This is a genomic window from Paenibacillus sp. JT22N12 (assembly GCF_056269365.1).
The window spans coordinates 209,774-224,750 of sequence record NZ_JBWDNU010000003.1 but is presented as its reverse complement, the minus strand read 5'-3'; the positions used below and the strand labels follow the sequence as shown (position 1 = coordinate 224,750).

Here is a 14,977-nt window from a genome sequence, read left to right as displayed (position 1 = left end):
TCAGGACGAGGGCCAGGGAGGGGATCCAGACTGGATATTCCGTATGATTTGAACAGGATCGCAGCGCTGTTTAAAGAAGCCATGAAAGATAATCTGACCGGCGTTTATTTGCACGGTTCACTGGCTATGGGATGCTTTAACCCGGACCGCAGCGACATCGATCTGCTGGTGGTTGCCAGGAAGAAGCTGACCGTGGAGAATCGCAAACAGATCGTCCGGAAGATATTAGCCCTTAACGATGAGCTGCCCGGTGCAGGCGGAATCGAGCTGAGTGTTGTCCTGGAATCGGAGCTGACAGACTTTGTTTACCCCACTCCCGTAGAACTCCATTACTCTGAAATCCACCGGGAAAAGTATCAAACGGATGAAAACTACAGCTGCAGCGATTACGGGGATTATGATCTGGCCGCACAGTATGCGGTTGCTTACGATCGGGGGACGGCATTGTACGGCCAGCCGCTTCGAGCGTTGTTCCAGCCTGTCGGGCGCCAGTACTATGTGGCATCCATTCTTTATGATATTGAGAACGCTTACGAACATATCGTGGAAAACCCGGTATACATGACCTTGAACCTCTGCAGAGTATTGTACTTTCTCCAGGGAGGCGTCATATCCTCCAAGAAAGAAGGCGGAGACTGGGGGATAAAGACGCTTCCCGGCGCATATCACCCGTTAATTCAGCAATGCCTGGATGTTTATGCCGGATTAACGGACAGCATCGAAGCGGGAAGATCAGAATTAACGGAATTCGCTGCCTATATGAGCACCGAAATACAGAAAGCTGTCTGATGCTGAAGCGGGGCGCAGAATGATCATGTTCCGTCATGCGGGATCGTTGTAATCGTTACCATGGCGGCGCTCATCGGTTTTAAGCAGCCTTATTCATTCCTGGGGCGGCCGCCCGCCTCTTCTCAGCTCCTGAATGGAGTAGCCGAAATCCATTTGCAGATGCGGATAATCCCGGAATTCCTCCCAATCTCCTCCCCAGGTGAAGCCAAGCCCCTTGGCGATGTCCACCACTTCCAGCCAATCAGGGCGGCCGCTGCCGTTCCCGTCATACTCCAGATCCCAGATTACGTCATTATCCTTGGTGCGCAGGGCAAAATCGATCGCCAGACCATAATTGTGGTAGGACTCCCCGCCCTTCACATTCGTTACGACCTGTCCGCTGCTGCCCCGTCCCTGCCGGTACAGCGCATTCTGCTCCTCGTTTGTACGAAGGCCATCCGTAATCAGAATCGCAATTCCGATTTTCGCGGCTGCCGCGATCAGGTCAGCCTGTTTGGTTGCAACGATGGGATGCAGCGAGGTCACATCCGGCGCTGGCGAGGGCCATAACCGCTCAATTATTTCAGTGCCCTTCCACAAGCTAACGGCAGTTACTGCTAAAATTAACCACATCAACATTCTGCGGCGTTTAGCTTTGTTTCTTGCTCTCACACCCGGCTTTCGGAGTCTCTCCGGCTGCCGGGTACGTGCGAGATCATTTTGCGGCATCTTTTCGGTTCTCCTATCCCCATACTGCAACCGTTGGCCAGCGGGCTTGCCGCAGCCCGGTTGTCAGTAATCTTCTACTGCCTCATTCTATCATACTGGACGGATCAGCTGTCTCTTTGTTATGATGCCAGTAGGTTTTGAATCGTTTCGCAGTTTCTGGTATACGGACATATTTAAAACCATCGCGCAGGAACAGGCGGTGGTTTTTTGCATGATATTACAGACAGGCGGGGTACATAACATGAATAAAAGCAACCGTTCACGAATATTGACCGCATTCATTACCGCTGCTGCCGGAGGGCTGCTGTTCAAGCTGCTGCATATCCCGATCCCCTGGCTGCTCGGGCCGATGATCGCCGTCCTGATCGGCTCGAATCTGATGAAGGAGCGTTACGCATGGCCCGGCTTCTTCCGGAATACGGGGATGATTATCGTCGGCTACACGATCGGCTTGTCCCTGACCGCTGCAGCGCTGCGCCAGATGTACCATCAGCTTCCGATCATGCTGCTGATGACGGTGCTGCTTCTGGCTTTGTGCGCAGGCATTGCCTGGCTCGTATGCAAGCTGTCCGGCATTAATTACAAGACGGCGCTGCTGGGCTGCATCCCGGGAGGGCTGACGCAGGTTATCGCCCTGGCAGAGGAGACAGAGGGCGTCAACATTACGATCGTGACGGTCACGCAGGTTATCCGGCTGATGATGATTGTGCTGTGCATTCCGGTGATCATCTTCAGCTCCATCATGGGACAGACTCATGCAGCAGTTTCCGGCGGGGGGCCAGTGTCTGCTGCCTTTGCAAGCTGGAGCGGACTGTTTCCGAATCTGATTCTATTTGCGGCTGCCTGCACGGTATGCGCGATAGCGGGGAATAGAATCAAATTTCCGACAGCTTTCCTGCTGGGGCCGGCTATCGCAACAGCCATTCTCCAGTTCGCCGGCCTTGACGGCCCCCTGCTTCCTTCGCCGCTCATTAATGCCGCTCAGCTGCTGATCGGAACGTATGTCGGGCTGCTGCTGAAGCCGGGCCAGCTGCCGAGCAAGCTGCGCACATTGACCCTTGCTGTTGGAGGGGGCGTCCTGCTGTTGATCGGGGCCTGCGGACTCAGTTTTCTTCTCACCAAGCTTGAGCCCATCTCTATCTCGACGGGGCTGCTGAGCCTGGCTCCCGGGGGAATGGACCAGATGGGCATTATCGCCCACGAGATCAATGCTGATCTTTCGATGGTGGCCGGTTACCAGCTATTCCGCACATTTTTCATCTTTTTCGCGGTGCCGCCGCTAATCCGGATGATCTTTCATTACAGCGCGGAAAGACAGAAGCGGCTGAGCGAATAGGAAGCGGTAATGCGGCAAGGAGCCTGTCCTTCGTGGACAGGTTTTTTTTGATGCAGTGAAGATTGAAATTCCATCATACGCTGCTGGTATTTCAGAGGGATATGCTTCATCGCCACAGGATGGATGGAAACAGCCGGGCCTGAAGGTGCGCTTACAGGAAAACAGGGAAATAAATCTGTCCATCAAATGTGCAAGGAATATAACCGTTTAAGATCGAATAAGAGAAATAGGCTGGGCTTTTTTTGTTGTTTTGCGGGTGAGGCGATGGTTCTGTTTATAACAATATGGTGAAACGAAATTATAGAATGGAAATGGATCGCGGGGGGGAGCTTGGGATGCAGAAGGTGCAAATCGATCATGTTGCGTGTTTCGAACAAATCCATACACATGCGCCAATAGGTATAGCAGTGATGTCCATCGGCGGAAAGTGGCTCAAGGTCAATCCTGCCTTCTGCAATCTCACCGGTTACACGGAAAACGAGTTGACAGGACTCACTTCTGCGGTTATCTCCCATCCGGAAGACATAGAGACGGAAGCGTTGGGAATCCGGACGCTGCTCGAAGGGGATTCGACTGTATTCGAAATGGAGAAACGATATAGAACGAGCGGCGGCAGTACGGTCTGGACCTCCACGCAGCTGTCACTCGCAGGAGACGAGAGGGATAATAAGCCTTTATATATTTTATGCTATATTCAGGAAACATCCCGTAGTAAAGCCCAAGCCGCTGAACAAGGAATAATGGAGGCCGGGGAGTTGTACAGGCTGATAACTGAACATGCATGGGATATTATCAGCTGCAGCAATTCGGACGGCATCATTCAATACTGTTCTCCATCGGTCCGTGAGCTGCTTGGCTACGAGCCGGAAGAAGTAGTAGGACAAAGCAATATTGAACTCTATCACCCGCAGGATCTGGAATCGATTCAAGCCTCGCCTTTTGCGGATAATGGCATATTCACCTACCGGATCCGCCACAAGGACGGCCATTACCTGTGGTTTGAAACCACAACGACAATAATCAGGGACGAGCAGGGCCGGATCCAGAATATTTTTGGAATCAGCCGGGACATCTCCGAGAGGAAGAACACTGAGGAAAATTTGGCGGAGGCTCAGCGCATTGCAGCTCTTGGCAGCTGGGACTGGGATATCATCCAGCAGGAAATCAGGTTTTCCGACCAGCTATACAGGATATTGAACCTGGACATCGGCCGCTTGCCTGACGACCTGTTATCGCTGATTCATCCTGAGGATCGGGAGCTGATTCCCAAACATCTGCAGGGAGCTATGAAAAGCGACAGCTACAGTGTGGAATTCCGCAGTCTGCAGCCTGACGGATCGGTCAAATACTTGAATACGCGCGTATCGGTTACTTTCGACGAGTGCGGAGCGCCTGTCAAGATGAACGGGATTACCCAGGATATTACAGAGAGCAAAAAGATAGAACTGAAGCTGCAGGAAAGCATTGAACGATATACATCATTAAAGAAATATAACCATGATGCCGTGCTTTCTCTTGATTTGGAAGGCAATATTATCAATACCAATGTCATGGCCGAGAAGCTTACCGGGTACAGCATTCAAGAGATGATCGGCATGAAGGTGTCCGTCTTTATCGGCGCCGACAAATTAAGCCGCATCCTCTCTGACGATATAATGGCCGAACGGCAAATTAATGCCTTTAATCATAAAAATGGCTACAGTACCGAGGTTCTGACGACATTGGCGCCGATCATAATCAATAAGAAGAATGTGGGCTGGTATATTATTGCGAAGGATATTACGGAGCAGAGGAAGCTGCTGATCGCCAAGGAGGCGGCAGAGAACACGAATAAAGCCAAAAGTGAATTTCTGGCCATGATGAGCCATGAAATCCGCACGCCGATGAACGGAGTGATCGGGATGACCGATCTTCTTCTGGAATCCACCAGCCTGGATGAGAAGCAGCAGGAGTATGTCCAAATCATCAGCAAAAGCGGCAATACCCTGCTCAATATAATCAATGATATTCTGGATTTTTCAAAAATTGAATCAGGCAGGACGGAAATGCTGGAGATCCCTTTCAATATTATGGACTGCCTGAATGAAACGCTCGGCATCCTGCTGCCCAGAGCTCAGGAGAAGAATCTCGAAATCCACACCTACTTCAGGAACAAATGGCCGGAGACACTGATTGGCGATCCCGAGCGGCTCAAGCAGGTGCTGATGAATCTCATCGGGAATGCTGTTAAATTTACGGATTACGGCAGCATCGCGGTTTCCATTGAAAGATTGACGGACGATGTCGATCAGGTCCGGCTTAAATTTGTGATCAAGGATACGGGGATCGGAATCCCGCAGGAGAAAATCAAGCATTTGTTCGAGCCCTTCTACAGGGTGGATGATTTCATGATCCGCAAAACCGAAGGAACGGGACTGGGACTTGCGATCAGTAAGAAGCTTATCGGACTATTGGGCGGGGAAATCTGGGTGGAGCAGGCTGATAAGCAGGGGACCGTTTTTGCTTTTACCGTACGGCTGCGCAAGGCCGGGCAGCAGACCTCCCTTCAGCTGCAGGGGGCCGAATCGGAGGGAAATGCGCAGGGAAGCACCCAGCAGTCTCTGAACATCCTGATTGCTGAAGACAATAAGGTCAATCAGCTGGTCCTGCAGAAAATGCTTGAATCGCAGGGTCACCTGACAAGCATAGCGGTTAATGGCAGCGAGGTTGTCCAAATGGCGGGGGCAGGCAGCTACGATATTATTTTTATGGATGTGCAGATGCCGGTCATGAACGGGCTGGAAGCGGCGGAAATGATCAAGAGAACGCTGCCGCCGGAGAGCTGCCCCTATATTATTGCGGTCACGGCAAACGCACTGAAGGGCGATCAGGAGAAGTGCCTGGCCGCCGGCATGGACGCCTATATGAGCAAACCGATCAAGAGCGTTACAATCGCGGAATTCATTGAAGTGGCGAGAAGGAAAACCTCATAACCAGAATGAAAGGCCCGGTCAAATGGCAGCTAATCCCTTTGACCGGGCCTTTCCATTTGCCTTAATGTCATTTTCCCCGCTGCGAGGGAGACCGGCGGAAGCCAAACACCTTGAGATGAACAAGCCACTTGCTGGTCCAGTAAGAGAGAACATGCAGCAGGATGAGCAGCAGAATCAGCGGCTTGAACAGCACAAAAGCAATGAACCACAGAAGAAGCAGCTGCCATCTCTTCAATCGGGTCACAAACCGGGGCAGCAGCAGGATGCGGTAGAACCAATAGGATTTCTGCAGCATTTCCAGATACTCGGTGCGCGACTGTTTATTATCGGGATCAAGTCGGACGGCGGCATTCATCCGCTCTACCGCCTGTTTGTGCTCGCCGCGCCGATCCGCGGCCCAGCCCGTGTACAGAAGCACCTCGATATTCTCCGGTTCTTCCCGCAGAGCGGTCGTCTCTGAATCCCTCGAGGCGTCATGCTTGCCTGTTAAGGCAAGGGTATAGGCATGAACGGCGTAGTTAATCGCCGAATGATGAAGGGCGATGGCCTGCTCCAGCAGGACGCGGGCCTCCTCATACTTGCCATGCATAATCAGATACTGCCCCTTCAGCCGGTAAATATAATCCTCCTCCGGAAACATCCGCAGCATCTCGGAGCTTACCTGCAGGAATTTCTTCCACTCCCTGCGTTCGTAGGCAATGACGAGCATGATCCGCCAAGGGAGCTCGAATTCGGGGTCGCGCTTCAAGGCCTCTTCGCACCAATGGAGAGCTTTGCCGGTATCGGTAAACTGGTAGACGAAGGCCAGCATGCCGAGCGCCACGGAATCATCCGGAGCACTCCGGACCCAATCCTCGGCTTCGGTCAGCGCTTCCTTATAGCGTTCCCAAGCGACCAGCTGATTGATTTTCTGAAGGGTTTGCGTTTGCATTCGATAAGGCTGCACAGCGTCTGCACCTCCCGTCAGCGAAGCCGGTACTGCTTCATATAATCCAGGACGACCTGATAATCTTTGTTGGAATCGCTGAAGGTGGCGTAATTCTTGGCCGTCTGGAACCACTCCAGGGTGGTCGGCTTGCGGCTTTTCAGACTTTGCGCCATATCCTCGTTGGTAATCGGCTGAATGCTGCCCGCCTTCAGGGACCGGTGCAGCGCAAGCTGCGTGGCATCGTCGACAAGCTGGTTCAGATCCGCGCCGGAGAAATGGGTCGTCTGCCCGGCAAGCTTGCGGATATCAAGCTCCTGCTGCGGCTTGCCGGCTGTCTTCAGCTGGAGAATGGTGGCGCGCTCTTCAGCGCCTGGCGGCGAGATGAAGGAAAGCTGGTTGAAGCGGCCGGGACGGCGGAGGGCGGTATCCAGATACCAGGGCGTGTTCGTCGCTCCAATAACGAATACCTGATCATTAAACGATTCCAGTCCATCCAGCTCCAGCAGCAGCTGATTGACCAGCATCCGCTCGTGATGCTGCCGCATCTGGTGCCGGCTGCCGCCGAGAGCGTCGAGCTCATCGATGAACAGCACGCAGGGCTTCTCCTGCCGGGCTCTCTCGAACAGATCATGCAGATTATGCTCGCTTTCGCCGATATACATGGATAAAATGGCTTGAAGCTCGAGATGGATGAAGTTCGCATTGATTTCGCCGGCAACCGCGCGGGCCAGGAAGGTTTTGCCGCAGCCGGGAGGACCGTAGAGCAGCAGGCTTCCGCCGGCCTGCTTGCCGAAGGCCTCGAACATTTCGGGCTGCTGCAGCGGCAGCACAAAATTCATGCGGATATTCTGCTTGACCTCTTCCAGCCCGCCTACATCGTCGAATGTCGTCTTGGGCTGTTCGGTCTCAATGAGCGATTGCTTGTCTTTATCAAAATGAATCACTTTCAATTTGGGGCGTTCGCTTCGCTTTCCGTCATCAAACATGAGAAAATAGCTCCTCTCTTGGTGTGCGGCTACCCCTTATTTTAGCTCATGTGACCGCTCAATAACAGCTATGCCGCCTCCTTGCGATAATTTGCCGCATTCACGAAAAGCAAAATGGCTGCAGCCCACACATCTGCCGGCATCCAGTTGGGTCAAGGCGTAATCAATCGCTTCGCCCGTATGCCGGAATAGATGAGTGACGCCGATTCGCGCGGCCAGACCGGTCTTCTCCAACAGCTTCATAGGCTGCGGACGGGTCCCCGACAAAAGCACCCGGCCGCCCGAACGCTCGAACCGGCTCACCAGGCGGGCCAGATTATATTCGCCGGTCGTATCCATAAAAGGGACCTTGCCCATGCGCAGAAGCAGGATCCGGGGCCCTGCCTCCATACCCGCCTTGAGCGACTCTTCGAATAAATGGGCGGCGCCGAAGAAGAGTGGACCATCTACCGTGTAGATGCTGATTTGGGGGCAGTCATGGCCATCCGACACCATATAGGCCTTCACCTTCCCGTGCCTGGCGAGCGGGTCTGGCAGCATCTTGGAAACGTCCAGATTCTGGCTCATCCGCTTCACGAAGAGAATGACGGCCAGCAGGAGCCCCACCTCAACGGCGGTTGTCAAATCCGTAAATACGGTCAGCGCAAAAGTAAGGGCAAGAACGAGGGAATCACTTGTTCTTGTCCGGAGGACATGGGCAAATTCATGCCGCTCGCTCATATTCCACGCCACCAGCATCAAAATGGGGGCCATGCTGGCCAGTGGAATTTCCGAGGCGTAGGGGGCGAATAAAACAAGCACCAGCAGCACGACAATGCCGTGCACAACGCCGGAGAAAGGGGATACGGCCCCGCTTCGGATATTGGTTGCCGTCCGGGCAATGGCCCCGGTTGCCGGAATGCCCCCGAACAGCGGGGTGATCATATTGGCAATTCCTTGCCCGATCAGCTCGCGATTGCTGTTATGGCGGCTGCTGGTCATGCCGTCGGCAACGACTGCCGACAGCAGCGACTCGATGCTTCCGAGCATCGCGATAATAAAGGCCGGCCGGAGCAGAGCTTCTATTCGACCCCATGTCATGTCCGGCAGATGAAACTGAGGCAGCGCACTCGGGATGGCCCCGAAGGAGGAGCCGATGGTCGCGACATGTCCGGGGAAGCATACAGCCGCAATGACCGTGGAGATAAGAATGCCCAACAGGGAAGCCGGAACCTTCGGCATCCATTTGGGCGCAAGCAGGAGCACCGCCAGGCAAATCGCCGCCGTCAGGACGCTGTAAAGATTGACAGTCCCCAAATGAAGGAGGATTTCTTTCATGTTCGGCACGAAATTCTCATGTTTTGCGATCCCGCTCAGGCCCAGAAAATTGGCAATCTGCCCGCTGAAAATAATAACGGCGATCCCCGAGGTAAAGCCGATGGTAACAGGGCGGGGGATGTAACGGATGAGCGCGCCAAGCTTGAATATTCCCATGAGCACAAGAATCATCCCGGCCATGAAACCGGCGAGGAGCAAATCCTCATAGCCATACTGCATGACAATGGCGAAAAGGATGGGGATAAAGGCGCCGGTTGGGCCTCCAATCTGAAATTTGGAGCCGCCGCACAAGGAAATGATGATACCGGCGACAATGGTCGTATAGATGCCGTACTCCGGCTTGACGCCAGCGGCAATAGCAAACGCCATCCCCAGCGGAATGGCGATTATGCCCACAATCAGACCTGAAACAAGATCCTTGCGGAGGGCGGCTGCATGATAGCCCTCGAACCTTCCTGACCATCTCATCCTGATACCTTCTTTTCTTCATATATTTGATTATTTGAATATATACAGGATGAATGGTACTCCTTGTGGAGAGAAGCTGTCAAACATGAAATTCCGCTGCTTTTTACGAAAGCGCATGGAAAGAAACAAAAAAACAAGGGTATCCTGAATCATGCTCAGGAATGCCCTTGTTCTGGCGGTCAAGTCTCTTTTCGAATATCTTCCAGCAGCGAGATGGCATCCACAAGGTGGTTGTCAAAAATCCGCTTCGTCACGGCGAGCAGATCCTTGATCAGCGGATCTCTTAAGGAATAGATGACCGAGGTGCCATCCTTAATGCCATAAACCACATTTTTATTCCGCAGCACCGACAATTGCTGGGATACGGCGGAACCCTCCGAGCCCAGAATGCTCTGCAGCTCGTTTACGTTTTTATTTCCTTCGCACAAGGCTTCCAGAATCCGAATTCTCATGGGATGAGCCAGCGCTTTATAGAAATCGGCTTTAAATTGTTGGATATTCTGGTGGTGATTCATTGCAGCCCTGCTCCTTCACCCGATAAACTTTTGAAGATATGAATATAATAGCATAGTTTATCAAGGGGGAGCATCAAGAGAACCGGTTGGCGCTGTCTTCAGCGGCGATGCAGCAGGGTTTTTTCGGGATGCAGTGGCGAAACCCGAGGGTGTGGTACGTGTAAGCAGGTTTTACCTTGCTGGAGCTGTCGATTGGGCCGAGTTGACCGTTGATTCAGCGTGCAGCAAGGTTTTTTCGCGGTGCGGATCTGCACGGTCATGCAGCGCCACAGCTCGCGCTGGAAGCAGCGCGCGGTGCCAGATGTTACAACGGCCCGCTGACGGGAATGCGGATCTGCACGGTCGTGCCGATGCCGAGACGGCTGAAGATATGCACGCCGTAGCGTTCGCCGAACGTCATCTGGATGCGGCGGTCGACGTTGCGGATACCGTAACCGGATTTGTCCTCCTCATTCCCGCCGCCGCGCACGAAAGCAAGTCTCTCCGGGCGCATGCCCATGCCATCGTCTATCACCTCCAGCACAAGCGTGCCGCCCTGCGTCCTGGCCCGGATAATAATGTTGAGCGGCGCCTCGTCATCCCAAATGGCATGGTTGATGGAATTCTCGATGAAGGGCTGCAGCGCGAGCTTGACAACCGGGTAAGGCGATACCGTTTCGTCGATATCATAGTGAATATTGAGCATTCCCTCGAACCGCAGCTGCTGTATGGCTACATAGGCCTGGGTCAGCTTCAGCTCCTCGCCAAAGCTGATGATCGTCTTTCCTTTGTTGAGGGAAATCCGGTAGAATTTGCCCAGATTCGTCACCATCTTGTGAATCCGGGCATCCTCGCTAAGCATCGCTAGTGCGGAAATGGAGGCCAGCGTATTGTACAGAAAGTGGGGATTGATCTGCGCCTGCAGCATGCTCATCTCCGCTTCCTTCTTGGCGATTTCCTTCTTGTAGACAACGGTGATCATTTCCTTCAGACGGCGGGACATCTTCAGCATGGCGAAGGCCAGCTGTCCGACCTCGTCATGGCCCATGAAAGTGTCTGGCATGCTGAAGTCCTCACGCTCAATGCGGCGGGTCAGCTGCAGCAGCGTCTCGATGCGTTTGGTAATTAACCGCGCCGTCAGATAGATGAGCAGTATGGCGAGCCCGACGATGGCAACTGCCAGCGTGAACAACCGGGAAAAAGCCAGTTTGACGTTTTTGATCAGGCTCTCGTAGGAGACGATAGAGACCGTCTTCCATCCGCTGCCGATGCTATTGTAGACCACATATACGCGCTCCCCCTTGTAATGCCCCATGAAGCTGCCATCGGGCTCCGCGCTCCAATTCCCCTGAACAAGCCCGGCCAGCGGCTGATTGAGAAGCGTCTTGTCGCGGGCAGAGACAATTGCACCCTCCTCGGAGACGATGAACAACTCCTTGTTCTTGTTTTCTTTCTCAATCAGCGCGTAAATATCGACCTCCGGGATCTCCATGGTCAAATAGCCGTAGGGATAATTAAGGCTGTTATTATCGAGCAGACGCGCAAGTACGACCCGGGCGGGCTTGCGCTCCTCGATTCCCTTTACAACCTGATCGTCAGGCGGATTGGTCGCCGTCATGACGGTGAATGTGACGCTTCCATAGGATTTGCTGACAGGCTCGTACCACGGGCTGCGCCTCATCTTCTCATCCGCTTTGCGCAGGAACACATTATCTGCCGGAATGGTTTCATTATGCGTATAGATAGTCATGCTCATAATCTCGTTATTGGTGGTAAGTATATTCTTGAAGGTGCTGTTGATATAGGAATAGGCGTCGATAAGCGAGCTTTCGCTGGAATAGGTTTGAATCAGAATATCGCGCAGGCGCGGGTCCAGATATAAGGAAGAGGAGACCTTGGCGTAAGCGTCCAGCTTCGTTCTCAGGTTGGCGCTGATCTGGTCGGTCGTGACCGCCATGGAGGCATACGTCTGCCGGGTCAGCTCGGCTTTCATCGTTCCATAGGAATAGAAGGCGAAGAATAGGAGCGGCGCGACCGCAACCAGCGCGAAGACGGCGAACAGCTTGTTGCGAAAGCGAATATTCAGAAAAGGCCGGGTAAGGACGCGCTGAAGCCCGCGGAGCAAGAAGCATTCCTCCTCAAATTTGTTTACGGTAATGATTCGGCGTCATCCCGGTGGTCCGTTGGAAAACCGAGCAGAAATAGGAAACATTCTCGTAGCCGACCCTGCCTGCGACCTCATGGATTTTGAGCGATTTGTCCGAGAGCAGCATGGAGGCCCGCTCCATTCTGCGGTCTGTAATCGCCTCGAGAATCGTCTTGCCGGTCTTGTCCTTGAAGATCGACCGGATATAATTCGGCGACAGATATACTTCTTTGGCAATCTCTTCGACGGTAAGGGAAGTCGAGTAGGAGCGGTCGATAATCTCCTGCACATGCCTGGCGACATGCTGGTGCCGGTCCTTGTCCTTATCTGCCAGCGCCATAGCAAGCGTACTGCATACGTGGAGAATATGTGCCTCAATTTCTTCCAGCGTGGCGCAGTCGTTCATGATGATCCACTCGCTGTTGAAGGGGCGGTGCTGCTCCTTGAAGGCTCCGGCAAAATGCTGCTCGACAGCCGTAACCAGCCGGACGGCGGCGCTGCGGGCAAGCTGGGGATGAATATGGCGCTTCCTCAGATCGGCGGTGAAGCGCTTAATCTCCGATTCCGCTTCATCCGGCAGCATCAGGCCAATCAGGCGCCGCAGCGTCTCGAGGCTGCCGCCGATCTCGACCTCCCCCATCACCGTGTCGCGGAGCTCCTCTGCAGACAGCAGCGCTCCGCTGCCATAATAGAAGCTTTGTCCTGATGCCTTGCGGGCTTCCTTCATCAGTTCCCCCGCATCCTCCAGCCGTTCGCCCGGACGGGACAGCCCGATGGTCAGGGCGAGCGGGTATTCCTCGCCGATTGTCTTCTGGAGCTGCCGCAGCGGCTCCGGATCACCGTCAAGCAAAGAAGCGGGGAGCAGGGCGACGAAAGCGCCATATCCCCAGTCGATCAGCTCGCCCGCAAATCCCATGGCCTGGAGCTGGCTGCGAATGGAAACACGGACGCTGCGCTCAAGCGGCCCCAGGACGTCCGGTCCTGCAGAGGGCGCCGCCAGTTCAGAGGGAGAGGTCCCGGCGGTTTGCATATAGACTGCCGTGTACCTCCACCTGAGCGGCAGCCTGCGGTCGAGCTCGGCAAGCTGGCGGGCAAGCTGCGCCCGGCCCTGCTCCGATTCCTCCAGCAGCAGCTCGCGCAGCAGCTTCTCCTTCGCCAGCGACTCCGAACGGGCGGCCAGCCTGGCCTCCTGGCATTTGAGCTTCACCTTCTCCATCAGCTGGGCGAGCTCATCGAGATCGACAGGCTTCAGCAGATAGCCGGTCGCTTCCACCGCAAGGGCGCTTTTAATATATTGAAACTCGTCATGCCCGCTTAAGAATACGACGGATATCTGCTTGTGCAGCCCTTTGGCGCGTCTGGCAAATTCCAGTCCGTCCATAATGGGCATCCGGACATCCGTCAGAATGATGTCAGGCAAGAGCTGCTGCGTAAGCTCCAGAGCCTCGCGGCCGTTCTTCGCCGTTCCAACCACGCGGATATCCATATCCGACCAGGGAACACAGTCAGTAAGCGCTTGCAATTCCATTTTCTCATCGTCAACAAGCAGAATCTTATACAAGGGAAGACCACGTCCTTTGCCGCAGAAATAGGATAACAGCTGAACTTTATTGTAGTCGGTCTGACGCATTTCAACAATCTTCCGGCTGGAATTCCGTTATTTTGGACTATGAATCGGAGAATTCTGGCATATAATCCTCCCCGCTGCTGAATTTATAATGAGGGTACTTCAAGGGCGAATGCGACTTGGCACAAAAGGAGGAATTGGCATGAGAGCCTACGCGGACGCACAAATGCCGGGCAAACCAACCCAAACGCGAGGACGTTCATGGAAGCGCTTGCGGCAGCAAAAGTGGCTGTGGCTGATGATTTTGCCCGCGTTTATCTGCACGCTGCTGTTCTCGTACGGCCCGATGTTCGGACTGTACATGGCGTTCATTAATTACCAGCCGGGAGGCGCTTCCTTCTTCGGCTCGTTCTTCCACAGCGACTTTGTGGGGCTGCAGTGGTTTGAATATTTTCTGAATAACGGCGACTTCCGCATTATTCTGCGAAATACGCTGGCCCAGAGCCTGCTCAGCCTGCTGCTCGGCTTTCCGGCACCGATTATTCTGGCGCTGGCAATCAACGAGGTGAGGCAGCGGGCTTTCAAACGGGTGGTGCAGACCGTGTCCTATCTGCCGCATTTCATCTCCTGGGTCATCGCCGCGAATATTATCGTGACCCTGCTCGCCTCGGACGGTCTCCTGAACAAGGTGCTTGTGCTGCTCCATGTGACGAATGAGCCGATCGCTTTTTTCCAGAACGGGCATTACTTCTGGTGGATTATCGCTTCCTCCAATACCTGGAAGGATATGGGCTTCAACGCCATCATGTATTTGGCTGCGATTGCTTCCATCAATCCGGAGCTGTATGAAGCGGGCAGAGTGGACGGGGGAAGCAGGTGGCGCCTGATGCTGCATATTACGCTGCCGTCTTTGCGGCCGACCATCGTCATTCTGATGATTCTTGCGGTGGGCGGCGTGCTGAATGCGGGATTCGACCAGCAGTATCTGCTGCAGAACGATACGATCCTCCAGTATTCGGATGTTATCGATACCTACACGTACCGGTATGGATTGCAGAACAGCATGTTCTCCTATGGCGCGGCTGTGGGGCTGTTCAAATCCGTTGTCGCTTTTATGCTGGTGCTGATGGTGAACAATATCGCCAAGCGGGTCAACGATCAGTCGCTGTTTTAAATCTGCGGGAATCTCTTGAAAGATCCTCTTGCACACGAACGATATGGGGAGAATACCCGTACTTGCCGCCCGGCAGAGAAAGGAGTACAAGC

11 protein-coding genes are annotated in these 14,977 nt (G+C 53.9%); 4 read left to right on the top strand and 7 right to left on the bottom strand.

Features of this window, described 5'->3' with window-relative positions; genetic code table 11:
* Nucleotides 1-48 precede the first annotated feature (48 nt).
* A complete protein-coding gene (locus AC0YOA_RS12335) occupies nucleotides 49-789 on the top strand; it encodes an aminoglycoside adenylyltransferase domain-containing protein (protein ID WP_475786809.1) in 741 nt (246 codons plus the stop codon).
* 93 nt (nucleotides 790-882) lie between these two features.
* On the opposite strand, the gene AC0YOA_RS12330 is transcribed toward AC0YOA_RS12335, so the two are convergent.
* Nucleotides 883-1,497 carry a M15 family metallopeptidase gene (locus AC0YOA_RS12330; protein ID WP_475786808.1) on the bottom strand — a complete coding sequence of 205 codons (615 nt, stop codon included), beginning with the start codon at nucleotides 1,495-1,497 and terminating at the stop codon, nucleotides 883-885.
* 241 nt (nucleotides 1,498-1,738) lie between these two features.
* Between AC0YOA_RS12330 and AC0YOA_RS12325 the strand changes: the two genes are divergently transcribed.
* Nucleotides 1,739-2,833: an AbrB family transcriptional regulator gene (locus tag AC0YOA_RS12325; protein WP_210046248.1), complete on the top strand. Its 1,095-nt coding sequence runs from the start codon at nucleotides 1,739-1,741 to the stop codon at nucleotides 2,831-2,833.
* A 335-nt stretch (nucleotides 2,834-3,168) separates the two neighbouring features.
* Entirely contained in the window at nucleotides 3,169-5,805 is a 2,637-nt protein-coding gene (locus AC0YOA_RS12320) for a PAS domain S-box protein (protein ID WP_475786807.1), read from the top strand.
* Between the two features lie 67 nt (nucleotides 5,806-5,872).
* On the opposite strand, the gene AC0YOA_RS12315 is transcribed toward AC0YOA_RS12320, so the two are convergent.
* From AC0YOA_RS12315 to AC0YOA_RS12290, 6 genes are all read right to left on the bottom strand, one after another.
* A complete protein-coding gene (locus AC0YOA_RS12315) occupies nucleotides 5,873-6,751 on the bottom strand; it encodes a tetratricopeptide repeat protein (RefSeq protein ID WP_210046246.1) in 879 nt (292 codons plus the stop codon).
* 17 nt (nucleotides 6,752-6,768) lie between these two features.
* Nucleotides 6,769-7,719 carry an ATP-binding protein gene (locus AC0YOA_RS12310; protein ID WP_475786806.1) on the bottom strand — a complete coding sequence of 317 codons (951 nt, stop codon included), beginning with the start codon at nucleotides 7,717-7,719 and terminating at the stop codon, nucleotides 6,769-6,771.
* Between the two features lie 36 nt (nucleotides 7,720-7,755).
* Nucleotides 7,756-9,504, bottom strand: coding sequence for a SulP family inorganic anion transporter (locus AC0YOA_RS12305; protein WP_475786805.1), 1,749 nt, complete (start codon nucleotides 9,502-9,504; stop codon nucleotides 7,756-7,758).
* A gap of 179 nt (nucleotides 9,505-9,683) precedes the next feature.
* Nucleotides 9,684-10,019, bottom strand: a complete 336-nt coding sequence (locus AC0YOA_RS12300; protein WP_210046243.1) for an ArsR/SmtB family transcription factor — start codon at nucleotides 10,017-10,019, stop codon at nucleotides 9,684-9,686.
* Nucleotides 10,020-10,323: 304 nt separating this feature from the next.
* Nucleotides 10,324-12,123, bottom strand: coding sequence for a sensor histidine kinase (locus tag AC0YOA_RS12295; protein ID WP_475786804.1), 1,800 nt, complete (start codon nucleotides 12,121-12,123; stop codon nucleotides 10,324-10,326).
* Nucleotides 12,124-12,136: 13 nt separating this feature from the next.
* The gene (locus AC0YOA_RS12290) at nucleotides 12,137-13,774 is read right to left on the bottom strand and encodes a response regulator (protein ID WP_475786803.1); all 1,638 of its coding nucleotides are present in this window, start codon (nucleotides 13,772-13,774) and stop codon (nucleotides 12,137-12,139) included.
* Between the two features lie 139 nt (nucleotides 13,775-13,913).
* On the opposite strand from AC0YOA_RS12290, the gene AC0YOA_RS12285 reads away from it, so the two are divergent.
* Nucleotides 13,914-14,885, top strand: coding sequence for an ABC transporter permease (locus AC0YOA_RS12285; RefSeq protein ID WP_210046240.1), 972 nt, complete (start codon nucleotides 13,914-13,916; stop codon nucleotides 14,883-14,885).
* The last annotated feature ends 92 nt before the right edge of the window (nucleotides 14,886-14,977 follow it).